Here is a 20,762-nt window from a genome sequence, read left to right as displayed (position 1 = left end):
ACTCCTGCCGGATAAGTGAGCAAAATGAGACTTCACAACGTACGCGTAGCGGCGGTGAAGGCTCATCGCTTACCCGGCGGAAAGCGTCCGACTGCAGCGAAAATCGCAGCGGTCACCTGATAAAGCGATTTAAGACGCTTTATCCCTATTATGCGTAACAACTACTTCTATACTGACGTTAGCCGAGTAGCGTGAAAAAAGTATCGGCTTTGTTTTATTAAGGAAGAAATAGGGTAAAGCGGATTATTCATCGTTGTTTCACCTGAAGTAAACCCTTTACTTTGAGAATTATTTTTTTCAATTACCAGTCTGTTGCTCTAAACCATTTATTGGATTCATACTAGGGAAACTAGATAATCCTAGCTGAAATATTTCTACGAAAATATGAAACTGATATAATACAGACATAATTTAGTACTAGTACAGATTGAGGAAGTTTCAATATTCTATTAAAAGGTAAACGATGATTTTGGATGATTGACCACGGATTTATTCTTGAGTATACTGAAAAGGAAAGACGGTTGTATTACTTTATATAATAAGAAATCTTAATACAGAAGAGAAGGAGAGTTGCTATTATGGCTGCAAACAAGTCACCGCAGTTAGACCCAAAGAAAACGCTTCAAGAAATTGAAGAAAAGTTTGAAATGTTCCAGATTTTAAACGAGGAAGGGAAAATTGTAAACGAAGAAGCAAACCCTAACTTATCAGATGAGGAATTAGTTGAATTAATGAGTCGAATGGTGTTTACAAGAATTTTAGACCAACGATCCATTTCACTAAACCGCCAAGGTCGTCTAGGATTCTATGCACCTACTGCTGGACAAGAAGCTTCTCAACTTGCATCTCAATTCGCACTAGAAAAAGAAGACTTTATCTTACCGGGTTACCGTGATGTACCTCAAATCGTATGGCATGGTCTTCCGTTATGGCAAGCATTCTTATTCTCTCGTGGACATTTCATGGGGAACCAAATTCCAGAAGGCGTAAATGTATTCCCACCACAAATTATCATTGGTGCACAATTCATCCAAGCAGCTGGTGTAGCACTTGGAATGCAAAAACGCGGAAAGAAAGCGATTGCAATTACGTACACAGGAGATGGTGGTTCATCTCAAGGTGATTTCTATGAAGGTATTAACTTTGCAGGTGCATTCCGTTCACCGGCTGTATTCATCGTACAAAATAACCAATATGCTATTTCTACACCACGTGAATTGCAAACTTCTGCAAAAACAATTGCTCAAAAAGGGATTGCAGCAGGAATTCCAAGTATCCAAGTAGATGGAATGGATCCATTAGCTGTTTACGTTGCAACAAAAGATGCAAGAGAACGTGCGCTTAATGGAGAGGGTCCAAGCTTAATCGAGACAGTATGTTACCGTTTTGGTCCACATACGATGGCTGGAGATGACCCTACTCGTTACCGTACTTCCGATACAGATTCTGTTTGGGAAAAGAAAGACCCACTAGTTCGTTTCCGTACGTACCTAGAAGCAAAAGGTATTTGGAACGAAGCAAAAGAAGAAGAAATAATTGAAAAAGCAAAAGAAGAAATTAAAGAAGCAATTAAAAAAGCGGATGCTGCTCCAAAACAAAAAGTAACAGACTTGATCAATATTATGTATGAAGAAAATCCATATAATTTAGATGAGCAATTAGCTTACTATACTGAGAAGGAGTCGAAGTAACCGATGGCACAATTAACGATGATTCAAGCAATTACGGACGCACTCCGTACCGAGCTTAAAAATGATGAAAACGTTCTAGTCTTCGGTGAGGACGTTGGCGTTAACGGAGGAGTATTCCGTGCGACAGAAGGATTACAAAAAGAATTCGGGGAAGACCGTGTATTTGACACACCTTTAGCTGAATCTGGTATTGGTGGTCTTGCAGTAGGTTTAGCACTTCAAGGATTCCGTCCAGTTCCTGAAATTCAATTTTTTGGTTTCGTATTTGAAGTAATGGATTCTATTAGTGGACAACTTGCTCGTATGCGTTTCCGTACGGGAGGAGCATATAATGCGCCTGTTACAATCCGTTCTCCATTTGGTGGGGGAGTTCATACGCCAGAAATGCATGCGGATAGCTTAGAGCTACTAATGACATCTACACCTGGTGTGAAAGTAGTGATTCCTTCTACCCCATACGATGCAAAAGGATTATTAATCTCTGCGATTCGTGATAACGATCCTGTTATTTTCCTAGAACACATGAAATTGTACCGCTCATTCCGCGGAGAAGTTCCAGAAGAAGAATATACAATTCCACTAGGAAAAGCGGACGTAAAACGTGAAGGTTCAGATTTAACTATTATTTCATATGGTGCAATGGTGCATGAAAGTTTGAAAGCTGCTGAAGAGTTAGAAAAAGAAGGACATTCAGTAGAAGTTATTGACTTACGTACAATTCAACCACTTGATATTGAAACAATTATTGCGTCTGTTGAAAAAACAAATCGTGCAATCGTTGTTCAAGAAGCGCAAAAACAAGCAGGTATTGCTGCAAATGTAGTTGCCGAAATTACGGAAAGAGCTATTTTAAGTTTAGAAGCTCCAGTTTTACGTGTTGCGGCTCCTGATACTGTTTATCCATTCTCCCAAGCAGAAACGGTTTGGTTACCTGGTGTTAAGGATATAGTAGAAACAGCTAAAAAAGTTTTAACATTTTAAACTACAAAATAGAAAGGGTGAATACTGTGGCATTTGAATTTCGATTACCAGATATTGGTGAAGGTATACACGAAGGCGAAATCGTTAAATGGTTTGTAAAAGCTGGCGATGAAGTACAAGAAGACGATATTTTATGTGAAGTACAAAATGATAAAGCAGTTGTAGAAATTCCTTCTCCTGTAAAAGGGAAAGTAACGGAAGTATTAGTTAGCGAAGGAACAGTTGCAGTTGTTGGGGATGTACTTATTAAAATTGATGCTCCTGGATATGAGGATCTTCAGTTTAAAGGGCAGGACAGCGAAGCTACGGAAGCACAAGTACAAGCTACCGCTGAAGCTGGTCAAAATATTGAAAAAGAAACAGTGGAAGCTCCTGATAAAAAAGAAGCATCTACTGAACAACCAAAAGGTGAATCTCGTGTAATTGCAATGCCTTCAGTTCGTAAATTTGCTCGTGATAAAGAAGTAAATATTGCAAATGTAACAGGTTCAGGAAAAAATGGTCGTATTTTAAAAGAAGATATTGAGGCATTCTTAGCTGGAGATCAAAAACCTGTAGAAGCAGAAGCTACTGCTTCAGAACAATCTTCAGAAACGATCACAAAAGAGTCGAAAGCAGATGAAAAAGTTGCTGCTCCTGTAGTGCTAGAAGGAGAATTCCCTGAAACGCGCGAAAAACTTTCACCAATGCGTAAAGCAATCGCAAAAGCAATGGTGCACTCAAAACACACTGCTCCGCATGTAACATTAATGGATGAAGTAGATGTAACAGAACTTGTTGCTCATCGCAAAAAATTCAAAGAGATTGCTGCAGAGAAAAATATTAAGTTAACTTACTTACCGTATGTAGTAAAAGCACTTGTAAGTACGTTAAGAGAATTCCCTCAGTTAAATACATCTTACGATGATGAAACAACTGAAGTTATTCAAAAACATTATTTCAACATCGGTATTGCAGCTGATACGGATAAAGGGCTAGTAGTGCCTGTTATTAAAAATGCTGACCGCAAATCGGTATTTGCTATTTCAGATGAAATTAATGCACTTGCTACAAAAGCTCGTGACGGTAAATTAGCTGCTGCGGAAATGAAAGGTGCATCTTGCTCGATTACGAATATCGGTTCTGCCGGAGGTCAATGGTTTACGCCAGTTATTAACCATCCGGAAGTTGCAATTCTCGGAATTGGTCGAATTTCAGAAAAACCGATAATAAAAAATAGTGAAATTATAGCCGCTCCTGTGTTAGCATTATCATTGAGCTTTGATCATAGAATGATCGATGGTGCGACTGCACAACATGCGTTGAACCATATAAAACGTTTGCTTAGCAGTCCAGAACTATTATTAATGGAGGCGTAAAAAATGGTAGTTGGAGATTTCCCAATCGAAACAGATACTTTAGTAATTGGTTCAGGTCCCGGAGGATATGTAGCTGCAATTCGTGCTGCACAAACAGGACAAAAAGTGGTAGTTGTAGAAAAAGAACATATCGGTGGAGTTTGTCTAAACGTAGGATGTATTCCTTCTAAAGCTTTAATTTCTGTTGGTCACCGTTTTGAGCAAGCTCAACATGCAGATGACATGGGAATTACCGCAACTGATGTGAAAATTGATTTTTCAAAAGCTCAAGCTTTCAAAGATGGAGTTGTAAAAAAATTAACTAGCGGTGTTTCTGGTCTATTAAAAGGGAACAATATCGACGTAGTGATGGGTGAAGCATATTTTGTTGATGCAAATACTGTTCGTGTAATGGATGAAAATTCTGCTCAAACGTATAAATTCAAACATGCGATTATTGCAACTGGATCCCGTCCAGTAGAAATTCCAACATTTAAATTTACAAAACGTGTACTAAGCTCAACTGGTGCACTAAGTTTACCTGAAATTCCAGAAAACTTAGTAGTAATCGGTGGAGGATATATCGGAACAGAACTAGGTTCAGCTTTTGCTAATTTAGGTTCAAAAGTAACGATTATCGAAGGCGGCGAGGATATTTTAGCTGGATTCGAGAAGCAAATGACAACTATTGTTAAAAAAGGCTTAAAGAAAAAAGGCGTCGAAATTTCAGTTAAAGCATCTGCTAAAGGTGTCGAAGAATCTGATACTGGCGTAGTAGTTACATATGAAGCCTCTGGAGAAGAGAAAAAAGTGGAAGCTGACTACGTATTAGTAACTGTCGGTCGTCGTCCAAATACGGATGAAATCGGATTAGAAGAACTAGGTATTAAATTTGCAGAACGTGGATTATTAGAAGTAGACAAGCAATGCCGTACAAGCATTGAGAATATCTTTGCTATTGGTGACATCGTCGCAGGTCCACAACTTGCACATAAAGCTTCATACGAAGGAAAAGTTGCTGCTGAAGCAATCGCAGGTCAAACTTCAGTTGTCGATTACTTAGCAATTCCAGCAGTATGCTTTACAGACCCAGAAATGGCTACAGTTGGATTAAACGAAGCTCAGGCAAAAGAACAAGGGTATGATATTGCTGCTGGGAAGTTCCCATTCGGAGCAAATGGTCGTGCACTTGCACTAAACGCTACAGATGGTTTCGTGAAACTTGTTTCTCGTAAAGAGGATGGTTTACTTCTTGGAGCACAAATTATTGGGCAAGGAGCTTCTGATATGATCGCTGAACTTGGTTTAGCGATTGAAGCAGGTATGACTGTAGAAGATATTGCAATGACTATTCATGCTCACCCAACTTTAGGGGAAATTGCAATGGAAGCTGCGGAAGTAGTAATGGGTCATCCAATTCATATTCTTTCTAAATAAGATAGATATATAGAGTCTCTCTAAGTTTTATACTTAGAGAGGCTTTTTTGAATGGATTTTCTAGAAGATGGTCAGTAGTAAATGAGGGATTGAAAGCGACTAAATCTATGATTATAGAAGAAGATGAATTGTACATTTTAGGAATAATGCTTCGAAATCTTAATAAGGATCTATTAAGTGAATGCTAGGATTTCCGCTCTGTAGCGGAAATCACAGCGGTTAATTCCTTGACGCATTATTCTTATATATAGTTTTTCAATGGGAAAATACCTTAGAGCAATAAACGGTCCAGTAAGCAATCAATCCTTAACGTAAAAGGTTTACTTGAAGTAAGACACGAATGAAAGGAAGTTTTATTTTTCTATTCGGAAAAAAGAGAATTTATGCATATTTTACATTGATATGATGTGTTATTTGCTTTGTCTTTTGGGGAACATCATCTCTATAATTAGCAACAAGAACTAAAAACTATTTCAGGTGATTGGTTAGGTTAGTGGAGGGAGGAATTTTTAGTTAAGCAAAAGGTATGATTTACTAAAATCAATTACGCCGGGGCGTAATTGATCATTCGTTTTTTCGATTCATTTTTTCGTGATATGAAAAAATGAAATCTTTAAAGTAGAGGACGGCCTTTGAAATATAGCCTTCTTTTTTATGTATTAAAAAAATCGTTCGATCAATATCAAAATCTAAAACGGGAATAATTTTTATGCCACTAATATTTTGAATGACAGACTCGGGTACAAGTGCGATACCCATATTGGATGTAACTAAACCGATAATACTGTTAATTTCTAATCCATCATAGGCAACATGAATATCAATATTGTATTTTAAGAATAGAGAGTCGATTAATTTCCTCAATTCAGTATCAGCATTGTAGTGAATGAAGCTCTCATTCTCAATGTCTTCCAATTTAATATGTTTCATTTTTGAGAACCGGTGTTGGCTAGAGGCAATCAACACGATTTTTTCTTTGAAAATGGGATTATAGTCTAAATCGGAAAAGGATTGATACTGTGTGGCAAACCCTAAATCCGTTTCATTCGTTAATAAATCTTTAACGATTAATGGGGCTTTATCCTCACTTAATGTAATCGTATGACCTGGATTGGAAAGTTGAAATTCTTTTAGTAATGACGGAATATAGTTTAATCCTAGGCTATGGACAAATGAAATAGATATATCTCCAAAATCAGGATGTATCAGTTGAGACAGGTTTGATTTTGAAATTTCTACTTGGCTCACGATTTTTTTGGCATCCTTTAAAAATACTTTTCCATATCTATTTAACATTATTTTTCTGTTTTTTCGATCAAATAATGGTACGCCTAACTCTTTTTCTAAAGATGTAATGGAACGGCTCAAAGCAGATTGTGATAAGTCTAAGATTTCTGAAGCTCTTGTCATATGTTCTTGCTCTGCAGCAACAATAAAGTAATGCAATTGCGTTATATCCACATTTGTACCTCCAAGTTATTGGAATTGTATAGTCTAGTATAGTTTTACACTGTATTTGTACTAGCGTCAATTTAATTATCGGATGAATATTCGAAACATTCGGTATAAAATACAGAAAATACGCATTTATTGTTTTTTAATAACATAAAGGAAGTGAAAAAATGAACTTTTTAAAAATTAGTAAGGTAGGAACAAATAAACAAATTGCTGTTATTGAATTAAATCGCCCTGAAGCTCGCAACGCCTTTAATACTCAAATGGCAACAGAAGTTTTAGAAGCCCTTCAATCGATTTCTAAGTCTGATGCGAGAGTAGTAGTGTTATCATCTACCAATTCAAAAGCGTTTTGTTCAGGTGCCGATTTAAAAGAACGAAATGGGATGACAGAAGAAGAATGGAAAGCGCAACATAAACTTTTTGAGGAAATGTTCTATGCAATTGCTGATCTACCACAACCCGTAATTGCTGCTGTTGATGGATTTGCGCTTGCTGGAGGATTTGAAATCGTTCTGAACTGTGATTTTATCGTTGCTGCTAACACGGCTACATTCGGTCTGCCCGAAGTAACACGTGGAATAATGCCAGGTGGTGGTGGGACACGACTTCTTCCAAAAAGGGTAGGTGTCCATATTGCGAAAGAGTGGGTATGCACCGGTCGTATGGTTTCCGCAGAAGAAGCAGATAAAGCTGGCTTGTTCAATCGATTTACGACTTCTGAAAAATTATTGGAAGTGGCATATGAGCTTGCGGAAATGTTGGCAAAGAATGCGCCAATCGCTGTTCAAAATTGCAAGAAAGCTGTGGATTCTTTATTTGGAATGGAAGATGAGCAAGCAAGGGAAGAAGAACTTGTGTTTTACAATCACTGTGTAAATACGGAAGATCGCTTGGAAGGCGTTTTAGCATTCGTAGAAAAACGCACACCTCAATTTGTGGGCAAATGATTCAAGTTGATAAAAGTGGAAATAAACTTTTTCAAGCAAAATCAAAATTAAAAAAATGGAGGAAATATAATTGAAAACTACTGAATTACACATTAGCACTCCTGAATTTCAAGAAGAGCTACGTCAAAGCGTAAGAACTATTTGCAACGATTATCCGGATGAATACTGGAGAAAGTTAGATGAAACGAATGCATATCCAGAAGAATTTGTAAACGCTTTATCAGAAGCTGGTTTTCTAGCTGCGCTCATCCCAGAAGAATATGGTGGGTCTGGGTTATCTGTAACAGATGCATCGATTATTATGGAAGAAATAAATCGTTCTGGAGCGAATGCTGGGGCATGTCATGCACAAATGTATACGATGGGAACTTTATTACGTCATGGATCTGAAGAACAAAAGCAAAAATACTTACCGAAAATAGCTGATGGCACCTTAAGATTACAAGCTTTCGGTGTTACGGAACCAAATACAGGTTCAGATACAACACAATTAAAAACGATAGCCGTGCGTAAAGGGGATAAATATATCGTAAATGGACAGAAAGTATTTATCTCACGAGCAGAATACTCGGACCTTATGCTTCTTCTTGTACGAACAACGCCAATTGATCAAGTGAAAAAACGGACGGAAGGTTTATCGGTGTTATTAGTGGATTTGAATGAAGCTGTTGGAAATGGCATTACCATTAAACCTATTCGTACGATGATGAATCATGCGACTACAGAGCTTTTCATTGAAGATTTAGAAGTTCCTGTGGAAAATTTAATCGGTGTGGAGGGAAAAGGTTTTTCTTATATTTTAGACGGTATGAATGTTGAACGTATTCTAATTGCAGCTGAATGTATAGGGGATGGCTATTGGTTTGTTGATCGTGCGACAAAGTATGCAAAAGATCGGGTAGTATTTAATAGGCCGATCGGTCAGAATCAAGGCATACAGTTTCCGATTGCCCAGTCCTACGTCCATTTAGAAGCTGCAGACTTAATGAGATTCCAAGCAGCTAGATTGTATGATGAAGGAAAAGCATGCGGGAAAGAAGCCAATATGGCTAAATTACTTTCTGCTGACGCTTCATGGGAAGCAGCAAATGCTTGCCTTCAAACGCATGGAGGTTTTGGCTTTGCGGAGGAATATGATGTAGAAAGGAAATTTAGAGAAACTAGATTGTATCAGGTAGCACCAATTTCAACAAACTTAATATTATCTTATGTAGCGCAGCATATTCTAGACTTGCCAAGATCCTATTAAAATCGGAGGGTGCACTATGAATATTCCTAAAAAAGTTGAATTAATTGAAGTTGGTCCACGAGATGGGTTACAAAATGAGTCAAAACCAATTTCTACAGAATCCAAAAAGGAACTGATTCGTCAACTTGTGGATGCAGGGTTTTCACGTATGGAAACTGCTGCATTTGTAAGTCCTAAGTGGGTACCACAAATGGCTGATGCAGATGAGATTAGTCAGTATTGTAATGAATTAGGCATAAATTATATAGCTTTAACTCCAAATTTAAAGGCACTCGAACGAGCTATTCAAGCGAATGTTCCTCAAATTGCTGTATTCATTGGGGCAAGTTCAACTTTCAACCAAAAAAATATAAATAAGACAACAGATGAGTCACTTTTAGAAACGGAAAAAATGTTTAACCTGGCAAAAGAACGTGGTATTTTCACAAGAGCTTACGTTTCCATGTCGTTTGCTTGTCCATACCAAGGAAAGGTCTCTTTTGAAGAATTAAATTATGTTTGTCAACGTTTTGTCGAACTTGGGGCAGATGAAATCGACATTGGCGATACAAATGGATACGCAAATCCTAAGATTGTTTACGATCGATTCTCGAGGCTTAAGGACATATATCCCGATACCGTTTTTGTGGGACACTTCCACGACACACGTAAAATGGCACTAGCTAATACGTTAGCAGCAATGGAGGCTGGGATTAATAAGTTTGATAGTTCGATTGGAGGGCTAGGTGGTTGTCCATTTTCACCAGGGGCAACCGGGAATTTGGCTACTGAAGAAGTGGCATTGATGCTCTCGGAAATGGGAGTAGAAACAGGTATAGAGTTAGAGCATATTAATAAAATTGTTCCTTTTGCAAAGTCTCTTTCTAGCCGTCTACTACCAGCGTTATAGGGATTTAAACTCTAACATGATTGTGAGAGTAAGTGTATAAAGAAAAGAAAGGGCTAACCCAAAAGGCGCACATAAAGTGATCTTTTGGATGTTAACCCTTTTTGACTATGACTAGTGAACTTTTGTGTGAAATTATCAAAATAATTCGTCATTCGTTGTTATATATGATCTTTAATTCTATAATAAAGTTTAAAGAGTTTTTAAGGGGGAATTAAAATGGAGTTAGGGTTAAAAGGTAAAGTAGCAGTAATTACCGGATCAAGTAAAGGAATTGGTTTGTATACAGCCTTGCAGTTAGTAAAAGAAGGGGCATCTGTAACGATTTGTGCTCGAGGAAAAGAACAATTGGAAGAGGCTGCGCTGTTTATAAAAAACGAAACAGGGAAAGAAGTATTAACAGTCTCTGCTGATATTACAAATGAGCAGGAATGTATTGAAATTATTCAACAAACAATCGAGCATTATGGTAAATTAGATATTTTAGTAAATAATGCAGGTTCATCATCCGCCAATCCATTCGAGTCAGTTGATACAGAATTATGGCAAACAGACTTAGATTTAAAGCTATTTGGTGCGATACATACTTCGAAAGCTGCAATTCCTTATATGCGTAAAGTGGGAGGAGGAGCGATTGTAAACGTGACTGCGGTATTAGCGAAAACGCCACCTGCCTCGTCATTACCAACAACTGTGAGTCGAGCTGCTGGAATGGCTTTAACAAAGGCAATGAGCAATGATTTAGGGAAAGATAATATTCGAGTAAATACAGTATGTATCGGATTAATTCGCAGTGATCAAATAGAAAAGCGTTGGTTAAAAGAGGCTCCCGAACTTTCTTGGGAAGAATACTCTAAAAATACGGTAGGTCCCTCCATTCCACTGGGAAGAATAGGTGAAACAACGGAAGCGGCAAATGTTATTACATTTTTAGTCTCAGATGCAGCATCTTATGTAACAGGTACAGCGGTTAATATTGATGGTGGATCTGGCGGTACACTTTAACTTATTTAGCAATTGTTTCAGTGCTATTAGCTTGCGCAGGACCAATAACTTCGCATCTGAACGAAGAGCAGCGTAATCAAACGCCGAGGCATATTTGATTCTTGACAAAAGAAACCGTGTGGAAATAATCTACACGGCTTTCTTTTGTTCATGATAAGATAATTATTGAAAGGGAAGTGTGATTAACTTGAAAAAAACAACATGGATACTATTTACAGCAATTATACTTGTACTTTCTGCATGTGGAGTTTCAGAAGAAAAACCGGCTGCACAAAAAGAAAGTGAAGAAACAACGGAAGTTACTAGTGATGAGAAAGTAGAGGTAACTCAAGAAGTAGTAGTGGAAGAACCTGTCGAAGAAACAAAAGAACCATTATATGAATTAAATCCAGCAAACTGGACATTGCAACCATTTGGAGATGCAAATCCTAAAGCAGTACTACTTACAATCGATGACGCCCCAGATAAATATGCTGTGGAAATGGCGAAAACTTTGAAAGCATTAAATGCACCAGCAATCTTTTTCGTGAATGGTCACTTCATAGAAACAGATGAAGGAAAAGCGAAATTGAAAGAAATCTACGACATGGGCTTTGCCATTGGAAATCATACGCAAACTCATGCAAATTTAAAAGACAGTTCTGAGGACCAACAACAAGAAGAAATTTTGAAAGTAAATGAAACAGTAGAAGCAGTGATTGGTGAAAAACCGAAATTTTTCCGTGCACCCTACGGAATAAATACGGACTTTAGTAAATCACTTGTTCAACGTGAAGGAATGCTTTTGATGAACTGGACATATGGGTATGATTGGGAAAAAGACTATATGAATGCTGAAAGTCTTACGGATATCATGGTTAATACAGAATATTTAACAGATGGTGCAAATTTATTGATGCATGATCGAAAATGGACAGCGGAAGCTTTAACTGGAATTGTAGAAGGTTTACGTACCAAAGGATATGATTTAATCGATCCCCATACAATTAAAGGAATTGAATGATTAAAATGAAAAAATATATTCGCATTGTTCTTCAAATTTTAATATTGTACTTATTTTCTTTATTAGGTTCTTTTATCGTACAAATACTACATATTAAGTTCCCTGGAAGTATCGTTGGGTTATTGTTACTTCTAGGTTGTTTACACTTGAAGATAATACCTGTTCATTTGATAAAAGATGGTGCTGGTTTTTTATTAGGCATACTTGCTTTATTCTTTGTTCCTTCAACGGTAGGAGTAATGAATTATCCAGAGTTATTGTCTATTAATGGTGTATTTCTTATTTCCTCGGTAATCGTAAGTACGGTACTTACGATTATAATAACTGGAAGGGTTTGTCAGTATTTGGAAGGTAGGAAATCAGGAGAGGAAGAGGTACTATGATTGCAATTAGTATGATTATCGGGACTATTTTAATTTTTGTTCTTATGACGATAGTAAACGCAAGGTTTTCAACACCTCTCCTATTTCCAGTGCTGACAGCAACTATTTTAATTATTATTTTATTAAAATCTTTCTCTCTCTCATATGATACATATATGACTGGAGCAAAATGGATAGACGCAATGCTCGGACCAGCTGTCGTTAGTATGGCTTATCCGTTGTATACACAACGAAATATTATTAAACAAAACTTGTTTTCTATTTTAAGTAGTGTTGTCGTTGCTATGCTCTCGGGATTAGTAAGTATAATAGTTTTTTCTAAATTACTAAAGTTAAGTAATGATTATATTTTATCTTTATTGCCAAAGTCGATTACGACTCCTGTAGCAATGCAAATTAGCGGGGCTATTGGAGGTTTTCCTTCTCTAACCGCTGTTTTTGTCATTATTGCTGGTTTAACTGGTGCACTGCTTGGACCATTTATTTTTAAAATATGTCGAATTGAGAAGTCGGTTAGCAGGGGAATATCTATGGGAAGTGCTTCGCATGGGTTTGGAGTGTCCAAGCTTACGGAATACGGAGAGCAAGCGTTGTCTATGGGTTCTGTATCGATGACATTGAGTGCAATTATAGGTGCTTTTATATGCCCTATTTTTGCTTTATTTTTTCACTAAAAAATATCCTTATCGAGGATAGGTGCGCGTTATAGGAATACTGCACACTAGAGATCTATATTAAGTGACCGCCAGGATTTTCGCTGCAGGTGGACGCTTTCCGCCGGGTGAGCGATGAGCCATCACCGCCGCTTACGCGTACGTTGTGATGGCTCATCTGTCTCACTCATCCGGCAGGAGTCGCCGCCTTCCGCTTCAATCCATGAAATTTGCCAGATAATTAGGCTCACTGCTCTAAGTTCAATCGTATGTAATATTTTCTGGATAAGAATCCCAATAAATGGTTGAACGAGACATAACATGCTGCGAACACGACATAACCCATCTCGAAAGCGACATAACGCCAGCTGAACGCGACAAAACCAATCTGGCGAATGCTTTTTGCCATAGCACGAAGGCTTGCGGCCACTATTCAAATGATTGTTGCGCGGTATTCCTATACTACGCTTATAATAAAAATTGGCATACCTTATTATGTTTGAAGAAATGTATCTACATAACATTAATTTTATTATTTCTTAGGCTACAACAAAGGAGAGATCAACAGCTGATCTCTCCTTTGTTGTTAAATAATAGCTTGGTGTTCTTTTATCACATGGATCATTTCTAACGTATCATCTTCTGGCCCTTGCACAGGGAGACCAGCTTCCATATTCATCACAATATAATCGATATTCCCTTGTGTAATTATTTCCCCGGGAATAAAAATAGGAATACCAGGTGGATACACCATCACGAATTCAGCAGAAATACGGCCGCTTGCTTCTTTTAATGGTACCTGCTCTGTTGCTGCGTAAAATGCATCTCGTGGCGACATAGCGAGTCCAGGAATATCTGGTAATGTGACAGATGGTTCTATTATTACTGCCTCTGATTCATATGCTTCCACCATACGAGAAAGCGCATTTATAAGTAAATTGGTTTCTTTTTCTGTATCTCCAATTGTGATCAAGCATAGAATATTATACAGATCGGAAAGCTCCACTTCGATATTCGCTTTTTCTCTCAGCCAAATCTCCGCTTCATAACCAGTAATTCCTAAATTTTTCACACTTATCAATAGTTTCGTTGGATCCATATCAAATGTTGCGGAGGTTTGTAAAATTTCTTCTCCAACACAGTGAATATGCGGGATCGCATTAATGCGTTCACGTGCATCTTTTGCAACTCTAATAGCTTCTCCGATTAAATCTTCACCATGTATAGCTAATTGTCTTCTAGCAGTGTCTAATGACGCGAGAAGAGGATAGGATGTAGATGTAGTCGTAAGCATAGACAATATCGATTGGACGCGTTTAGTAGAAACGAGTCCTTCACGCACATTTAAAATAGAACTTTGTGTCATTGATCCTCCTAATTTATGAACAGAAGTAGCAGCCATATCTGCACCTGCTTCCATAGCGGAAATAGGGAGTGATTTATGAAAATGTATATGCACGCCATGTGCTTCATCTACTACTACAGGAATTCCTCTTTCATGCGCGATATCCACAATTCTTTTAAGATCGGCAGCCAAACCAAAATAAGTAGGGTTAATAACAAGTAACCCCTTTGCATCGGGATGTGCATCCAATGCTTTTTCAACGGATTCCACAGAAATCCCGTGTGAAATACCAAGTTCTTTATCCACTTCTGGATGGATAAAAACGGGAATAGCACCTGCGAAAACGATTGCAGACATAATCGATTTATGAACATTTCGTGGAACTAGTATTTTGTCTCCAGGACCACAAATTGTAAGAATCATAGTCATAATAGCACCGCTTGTACCTTGCACAGAGAAAAATGTTTCATCTGCTCCAAATGCTTCTGCTGCTAAGCGTTGTGCTTTTTTTATGGCACCTTTAGGAGAATGTAAATCATCTAAAGGGGCAATATTAATTAGATCTATAGAAAGTACATTATCTCCAACGAACTCTCGAAATGCAGGGTCCATCCCTTTCCCTTTTTTATGCCCTGGAATATGAAACTGGATAGGATGACGATTTCGATGCTTTAGTAAGGCATCGAATAAAGGAGTTTCTAATTGTGACAACGCTCATACCACCTCTAGCAAGAATATTTTTGTCCAGCTCCAGCGCCTTACCCCTCGGGGTCAAATGTGAAAAAGCTGTGGTGGCTTGAGAACTGCCTCCTCGCTTTTCCCCATTTGCCTGTCGAAGGCCCGCACGAAGCGGGTCATACAGTTGTTGCGACATGATGTCGCGAACTTAGACTGTATTCCATTAACATAGGCGCTTGCGCTTTTCTTAAAACAAATGAATTATAGCACTTTCCCCGTTTCATGACTATAAAAAATATTTGAATTGAAACATTTTGCCATTTCTTTTACACTTGAAGGTAGGAGGGATGAGAATGAATTTTCAAACTAGAGTAACAGAACTACTAGGTGTAAAATATCCAATCATTCAAGGGGGACTTGCTTACTTGGCTTATTCCGATCTTTGTGCGGCGGTTTCAAATGCGGGAGGTCTTGGTCAAGTAACGGCAATGAGCTTAAAAACGCCGGAAGAATTGAGAGGGGAAATTCGGAAGGTAAGGCAGTTAACAGATAAACCATTTGGGGTTAACTTCGCCATCGGGCAAACAGGAAGACCTTATGAGCATATGCTTCAAGTGGCAATAGACGAAGAGGTCCCGGCTATTTCGATGACTGGCGGGAACCCAGCTCCTATTTTAGAAAAACTTGCAAATACTGCTATAAAAAAATTAGTGCTCGTTGCAGCAAAACGGCAAGCACAAAAAGCAGAACAGCTCGGAGCAGATGCAGTCATGGTTGTTGGCCAAGAAGGCGGAGGGCATCTAGGTAGAGATGATATTGGAACAATTGTATTAATCCCACAAGTAGTAGATGCTATATCGATACCAGTTATTGCTTCTGGTGGAATCGCCGATGGAAGAGGTTGGATGGCTGCACATGCGCTTGGTGCAGAAGGCATTGAAATGGGAACACGATTCATCGCAACAAAAGAATGTGTGCATGCTGCAGAAGCATACAAACAAGCATTAATCACAAGTCAAGAAACAGATACAACAGTTATTAAACGATCTATTGGTGCACCAGCAAGAGCGATTAAAAATGAATGGACACAAGAAATTTTACGTATTGAATCTGAAACTCCAACATATGATGCATTAAAAGAGTACATTAGCGGCGAAGCAAATAAGCAATTTATCTATGAAGGCAAGGAAGATAAAGGGTTTGGTTGGGCAGGACAGTCAATTGGACTGATACACGATGTGCCGAGGACAGAGGAACTAATACGACGAATGGTAAAAGAAGCAATAGAGGTAAGGCAAAAATGGCAATAGTAGGAGGATAATTATGGAATACACCTATCCGTTCTCTTTAGATTGGTCTACAGAAGAAATAGTGGATGTCGTACAATTTTTTGAAGCAATTGAAAAAGCATATGAAAAAGGCATTAAACGAGAAGAATTATTAATAAAATACAGACGTTTTAAAGAAATCGTTCCTTCGATTGCAGAAGAAAAAACATATTTCCGGGAATTTGAAAAAGAAAGCGGTTACGCTAGTTACCCAATTGTAAAGAAAATGAAAGAAAATGAAGATAACATCCTTATTAAAAGATGAAAATATCCTCCTATAGCTTCAAAGTTATAGGAGGATATTTCTACTTCTTATTGATCATCACTTTATAAATAGGTAATAGGTGATTGAATGTTTCTTCAGCGAAATTTAAGAATTCGTCTTCTGTAAATTGAACAGCGTTTTCTCTAGATATATGACGACCTATTAGAAATTCTGCTTTTTTCACGTTATGTAGTCGCGTTAACAATTCCTTCAATTCCCCTTTTTTGGCTTTTTTCAGAGGAATCGAATCTGGTTTCATATGATCTCCTGCAGCAATGAAATCATCCGGTAATTTATTGAATAAGCTTTTCTTCTTTAACAAACGTTCCGCTATAGCTACTTTATCAGTGACTTCGTAAATGACTGCAACAATAATAAATAAATGACTCCCCCAAAGCCCAATCTGAAAATGAGGTAATGCTTTATACCCTCTTTTATATGGTGCAAATGCAACCCAACTATCGTTCGGGGGATTGACGGAGCGTCTAGCATGTTTTGCTACATGAGGAAAGAACTCGTCCCCTAAAGTGCTTGAAAAATAGTGACTATATTGCTTTCCGAGCATTTCGAATTTGGGACGAACGTTTTCTATAAGAGCATTCATTCTATTTTCTAAACCATCGACTTGGAATACATCAAAGTCTTTGGCTTCCCAAAAAGTTTTAACCATTTGTAAACTCCTTTCGTTTTCCATGTTTATTTTATAGGAAATATGGGTAAAAATCATGTAAGTAGTATTTCTTCAGTTGACAATATTTCATTTACAACATAAAATATTAAAAATCTTCTGAATATTACACATTAATAAAAAGAAGGGGTGTTAGTTATGAGACAGGTAGTGCACGTTATTCGTAAAAATGATATGGAAAAAGAAAAAATTCAAACGCTAAAATTGGAACTGGATTACCAACTTGCTACTTTATATGATGCTTTGAGTAACCAAAATGAAAAAGAAATAATGGAAGCAAAAATGCAATTGACTGAAATTCACCGCCTTTTGGAAGAGCTAGATGCACTTGATTTATGATTTACTTTTTGGGAATCCATAAAAACACCTGCTAATCGAAAGACAGCCGGTGTTTTTTTCTTTATACTATAGAAAAGCGGATTAGGGGAAACTTTACAAAGAAAGGGATGTTGAAATGAATATACATAAACTCGACAAAATCGCAAAATCATTAATAAAAGAAGCGGCAGGAAGAATTAGAGCTTCTTTTACAACGGAGCTAATCATTGAGACAAAATCGGAAGCAAATGACTTAGTGACCAACATTGATAAAGAAACGGAACAATTTTTCATACAACATATAAAACAGCACTTTCCAGACCATCGCATTATGGGAGAGGAAGGATTTGGGGATGATTTACAGGATCTAAGTGGTTATGTTTGGATTCTTGATCCGATTGATGGAACGATGAATTTTATTCATCAAAAAAAGAACTTTGCAATCTCGTTAGGTATTTTTAAGGATGGTGAAGGTTTACTTGGGTATATATATGACGTGATGGCAGATGATTTACTATCTGGTGCTTTAGGAGAAGGTGCGTTTTTCAATGATCAGCGCATTCCAAAAGTAGAGCATGCAAATGTGGAACAATCTATTATTAGTATTAATGCGAGTTGGGTTGTACCGAATAAATACATTGAACATGAAGGAATGATCGAACTTTTAAATAAAGTCCGAGGAACGAGATCGTATGGATCTGCTGCAATTGAAATAATGTACGTCGTAATGGGCAGACTGGATGCTTATGTATCTATGCGTTTATCGCCTTGGGATATTGCCGGAGGAATAGTAATTGCAAAAGAGGTCGGAGCTATTGTATCTACGCTTGCAAACGAGCCCATCAATTTATTGGGACAAAATACGTTTATCGTCTCGAAACCAAGTTTACATCGTGAAATTGTGGGGAAATATATTAAACTAAAGTAAAAGATCGGCAACAAAAGCCTTGCCGATCATGATTTACAAAAGTCCTTGGTCCCGCATTTTTTTCTTTGTTTTGAAACCAAAACCCATTACGACAAAAAGTAAAACAAGAAACAGGAAAACGAGTGGAATATTTCGAAGTGCAACAGCGATTCCAATTAGTGCCATCGATAAAATTGCGCCTAAAGAATATAGAACAAAGATCCATTTAATATTGCCCAATACAATTACCCCCAAATAATGATAAAAAAAATATTATTACTTTAGTTCCACTTGTGATATAATAACACAGTTATGGACTCGAAAAAAGAATATGGAGTGGAAATATGACAAATTTACGTCAAGATTTACGAAACATTGCAATTATAGCACACGTTGACCATGGAAAAACGACATTAGTCGACCAATTATTAAAACAATCGGGCACATTCCGTTCAAATGAGCATGTAGATGAAAGAGCGATGGACTCTGGTGACATCGAACGTGAACGTGGAATTACGATTTTAGCTAAAAATACAGCAGTAGACTATCATGGGACACGCATTAATATATTAGATACACCTGGACATGCCGACTTCGGTGGTGAAGTAGAACGTATTCTAAAAATGGTAGATGGAGTTGTACTAGTTGTTGATGCATATGAAGGATGTATGCCACAAACGCGTTTTGTATTGAAAAAAGCATTAGAACAAAAGTTAACACCAATCGTTGTAGTAAATAAAGTAGACAAAGATTCCGCTCGTCCACTAGAAGTAGTAGATGAAGTGTTAGAATTATTTATCGAATTAGATGCGGATGCAGATCAATTAGACTTTCCAGTTGTTTATGCTTCCGGTGTAAACGGTACTGCTTCTTTAGATCCAGACCCTGCAACACAAGAAGAAAATATGCAATGCCTATTCGAAAAAATTATCGAAGCTATTCCAGCACCAGTTGATAATTCAGACGAACCGTTACAATTCCAAGTAGCATTACTTGATTACAATGACTATGTAGGTCGTATCGGTATTGGACGCGTATTCCGTGGTACGATTGAGGTAGGTCAACAAATCTCTTTAATGAAACTAGATGGATCTATTAAAAATTATCGTGTAACGAAATTATTCGGTTTCTTCGGATTAAAACGTGTAGAAGTTCAATCTGCTAAAGCTGGAGATTTAATCGCTGTATCGGGTATGGAAGAAATTAATGTAGGGGAAACAGTTTGTCCTACAGACCATCCGGAAGCGTTAGTTCCATTACGTATCGATGAACCAACATTACAAATGACATTCTTAGTAAATAACTCACCTTTTGCTGGTCGAGAAGGAAAATGGGTTACTTCACGTAAAGTAGAAGAGCGTCTACGTTCTCAACTACAAACGGATGTATCATTACGTGTAGATGATACAGAATCTCCAGATGCATGGATCGTTTCAGGTCGTGGGGAACTCCATTTGTCGATTTTAATCGAAAATATGCGTCGTGAAGGCTTTGAACTTCAAGTATCCAAACCAAAAGTAATTATCCGTGAAATTGATGGGAAAAAATGTGAGCCAATCGAACGTGTACAAATTGATGTACCAGAAGATAGTGTAGGTTCAATTATTGAATCAATGGGATTACGTAAAGGTGAAATGGTAGACATGGTCAACAATGGTAATGGCCAAGTTCGTTTAATCTTTATGGTTCCTGCTCGTGGATTAATTGGATATTCAACAGAGTTCATGTCTCTTACAAAAGGCTTTGGTATCATTAACCATACATTTGATAGCTATCAACCAGTAGTTTCAGGTCGTGTTGGTGGACGTCACCAAGGCGTACTTGTTTCGATGGAAACTGGTAAAGCGACAACTTATGGTATGATGCAAATAGAAGACCGTGGTACACTATTCGTTGAGCCTGGTACTGAAATTTACGAGGGTATGGTAGTCGGTGAAAATACTCGTGATAATGACATCACAGTAAATATTACAAAAATGAAACAAAAAACAAATATTCGTTCTGCTAACAAAGACCAAACAAACGTTATTAAAAAGCCTCGTATTTTAACGCTTGAAGAAGCAATTGAGTTTCTAGGTGATGATGAGTATTTAGAAGTAACACCTGTGTCAATTCGTCTGCGTAAACAGATTCTGGAGAAAAGTGAACGTGAACGTGTGACGAAAAAGTTAAAAAATGCAGAACTTGAATAGAATCAGAAAAG

Annotated in this window: 20 protein-coding genes; 16 read left to right on the top strand and 4 right to left on the bottom strand. The window is 37.6% G+C overall.

Going from position 1 to position 20,762, the window contains the following annotated elements:
* Nucleotides 1–578 precede the first annotated feature (578 nt).
* From pdhA to lpdA, 4 genes are read left to right on the top strand one after another with little or no spacing between them, the layout of a single operon-like run.
* On the top strand, nt 579–1,691 hold the full coding sequence (gene pdhA, locus ACIQYS_RS16835; RefSeq protein WP_402982402.1) for a pyruvate dehydrogenase (acetyl-transferring) E1 component subunit alpha: 1,113 nt from the start codon (nt 579–581) through the stop codon (nt 1,689–1,691).
* Nucleotides 1,692–1,694: 3 nt separating this feature from the next.
* Nucleotides 1,695–2,672: an alpha-ketoacid dehydrogenase subunit beta gene (locus ACIQYS_RS16830; RefSeq protein ID WP_402982400.1), complete on the top strand. Its 978-nt coding sequence runs from the start codon at nt 1,695–1,697 to the stop codon at nt 2,670–2,672.
* 26 nt (nt 2,673–2,698) lie between these two features.
* Nucleotides 2,699–4,030: a dihydrolipoamide acetyltransferase family protein gene (locus ACIQYS_RS16825; protein ID WP_402982398.1), complete on the top strand. Its 1,332-nt coding sequence runs from the start codon at nt 2,699–2,701 to the stop codon at nt 4,028–4,030.
* Nucleotides 4,031–4,033: 3 nt separating this feature from the next.
* Nucleotides 4,034–5,446, top strand: a complete 1,413-nt coding sequence (gene lpdA / locus ACIQYS_RS16820) for a dihydrolipoyl dehydrogenase (protein ID WP_402982396.1) — start codon at nt 4,034–4,036, stop codon at nt 5,444–5,446.
* A 564-nt stretch (nt 5,447–6,010) separates the two neighbouring features.
* Here lpdA and ACIQYS_RS16815 read toward each other — a convergent pair.
* Nucleotides 6,011–6,907 carry a LysR family transcriptional regulator gene (locus tag ACIQYS_RS16815; protein ID WP_402982394.1) on the bottom strand — a complete coding sequence of 299 codons (897 nt, stop codon included), beginning with the start codon at nt 6,905–6,907 and terminating at the stop codon, nt 6,011–6,013.
* A gap of 161 nt (nt 6,908–7,068) precedes the next feature.
* Between ACIQYS_RS16815 and ACIQYS_RS16810 the strand changes: the two genes are divergently transcribed.
* The 7 genes from ACIQYS_RS16810 (at nt 7,069) to ACIQYS_RS16780 (ending at nt 13,051) form a co-directional block, all read left to right on the top strand.
* Entirely contained in the window at nt 7,069–7,851 is a 783-nt protein-coding gene (locus ACIQYS_RS16810) for an enoyl-CoA hydratase/isomerase family protein (RefSeq protein WP_402982392.1), read from the top strand.
* A 70-nt stretch (nt 7,852–7,921) separates the two neighbouring features.
* On the top strand, nt 7,922–9,100 hold the full coding sequence (locus ACIQYS_RS16805; RefSeq protein WP_402982390.1) for an acyl-CoA dehydrogenase family protein: 1,179 nt from the start codon (nt 7,922–7,924) through the stop codon (nt 9,098–9,100).
* A 16-nt stretch (nt 9,101–9,116) separates the two neighbouring features.
* The gene (locus ACIQYS_RS16800; protein ID WP_402982388.1) at nt 9,117–9,989 is read left to right on the top strand and encodes a hydroxymethylglutaryl-CoA lyase; all 873 of its coding nucleotides are present in this window, start codon (nt 9,117–9,119) and stop codon (nt 9,987–9,989) included.
* A gap of 216 nt (nt 9,990–10,205) precedes the next feature.
* Nucleotides 10,206–10,991 (top strand): SDR family NAD(P)-dependent oxidoreductase, encoded by a 786-nt coding sequence (locus ACIQYS_RS16795; RefSeq protein WP_402982385.1) that lies wholly within the window; start codon nt 10,206–10,208, stop codon nt 10,989–10,991.
* 187 nt (nt 10,992–11,178) lie between these two features.
* A complete protein-coding gene (locus tag ACIQYS_RS16790; RefSeq protein ID WP_402982383.1) occupies nt 11,179–11,994 on the top strand; it encodes a polysaccharide deacetylase family protein in 816 nt (271 codons plus the stop codon).
* Between the two features lie 5 nt (nt 11,995–11,999).
* The gene (locus ACIQYS_RS16785) at nt 12,000–12,377 is read left to right on the top strand and encodes a CidA/LrgA family protein (RefSeq protein ID WP_402982381.1); all 378 of its coding nucleotides are present in this window, start codon (nt 12,000–12,002) and stop codon (nt 12,375–12,377) included.
* Nucleotides 12,374–13,051 carry an LrgB family protein gene (locus ACIQYS_RS16780; RefSeq protein WP_402982379.1) on the top strand — a complete coding sequence of 226 codons (678 nt, stop codon included), beginning with the start codon at nt 12,374–12,376 and terminating at the stop codon, nt 13,049–13,051. The genes ACIQYS_RS16785 and ACIQYS_RS16780 overlap by 4 nt, the downstream gene beginning before the upstream one ends.
* A 565-nt stretch (nt 13,052–13,616) precedes the next feature.
* Here ACIQYS_RS16780 and ACIQYS_RS16775 read toward each other — a convergent pair.
* Nucleotides 13,617–15,086 (bottom strand): aminotransferase class I/II-fold pyridoxal phosphate-dependent enzyme, encoded by a 1,470-nt coding sequence (locus tag ACIQYS_RS16775; RefSeq protein ID WP_402982377.1) that lies wholly within the window; start codon nt 15,084–15,086, stop codon nt 13,617–13,619.
* A 320-nt stretch (nt 15,087–15,406) separates the two neighbouring features.
* Between ACIQYS_RS16775 and ACIQYS_RS16770 the strand changes: the two genes are divergently transcribed.
* Together ACIQYS_RS16770 and ACIQYS_RS16765 are read left to right on the top strand one after the other, a co-directional pair.
* Nucleotides 15,407–16,363 (top strand): NAD(P)H-dependent flavin oxidoreductase, encoded by a 957-nt coding sequence (locus tag ACIQYS_RS16770; protein WP_402982375.1) that lies wholly within the window; start codon nt 15,407–15,409, stop codon nt 16,361–16,363.
* Nucleotides 16,364–16,376: 13 nt separating this feature from the next.
* On the top strand, nt 16,377–16,646 hold the full coding sequence (locus tag ACIQYS_RS16765; RefSeq protein WP_402982373.1) for a UPF0223 family protein: 270 nt from the start codon (nt 16,377–16,379) through the stop codon (nt 16,644–16,646).
* A 40-nt stretch (nt 16,647–16,686) separates the two neighbouring features.
* Here ACIQYS_RS16765 and ACIQYS_RS16760 read toward each other — a convergent pair whose 3' ends face one another.
* Nucleotides 16,687–17,316, bottom strand: coding sequence for a YktB family protein (locus ACIQYS_RS16760; protein WP_402982371.1), 630 nt, complete (start codon nt 17,314–17,316; stop codon nt 16,687–16,689).
* Between the two features lie 156 nt (nt 17,317–17,472).
* Between ACIQYS_RS16760 and ACIQYS_RS16755 the strand changes: the two genes are divergently transcribed.
* Together ACIQYS_RS16755 and ACIQYS_RS16750 are read left to right on the top strand one after the other, a co-directional pair.
* Nucleotides 17,473–17,673, top strand: coding sequence for a hypothetical protein (locus tag ACIQYS_RS16755; protein WP_402982369.1), 201 nt, complete (start codon nt 17,473–17,475; stop codon nt 17,671–17,673).
* Nucleotides 17,674–17,788: 115 nt separating this feature from the next.
* Nucleotides 17,789–18,580 carry an inositol monophosphatase family protein gene (locus tag ACIQYS_RS16750; protein WP_402982367.1) on the top strand — a complete coding sequence of 264 codons (792 nt, stop codon included), beginning with the start codon at nt 17,789–17,791 and terminating at the stop codon, nt 18,578–18,580.
* 33 nt (nt 18,581–18,613) lie between these two features.
* On the opposite strand, the gene ACIQYS_RS16745 is transcribed toward ACIQYS_RS16750, so the two are convergent.
* Complete coding sequence (locus tag ACIQYS_RS16745; protein WP_402982365.1) at nt 18,614–18,799, bottom strand: YlaF family protein; 186 nt, start codon at nt 18,797–18,799, stop codon at nt 18,614–18,616.
* 104 nt (nt 18,800–18,903) lie between these two features.
* On the opposite strand from ACIQYS_RS16745, the gene typA reads away from it, so the two are divergent.
* Nucleotides 18,904–20,751, top strand: a complete 1,848-nt coding sequence (typA, locus tag ACIQYS_RS16740) for a translational GTPase TypA (protein WP_402982363.1) — start codon at nt 18,904–18,906, stop codon at nt 20,749–20,751.
* Nucleotides 20,752–20,762: the final 11 nt, after the last annotated feature.

It is taken from the genome of Psychrobacillus sp. NPDC096426 (assembly GCF_044762745.1).
In the GTDB taxonomy this organism is placed as follows: Bacteria; Bacillota; Bacilli; order Bacillales_A; family Planococcaceae; genus Psychrobacillus.
This window is presented reverse-complemented; position numbering and strand designations above follow the sequence as displayed.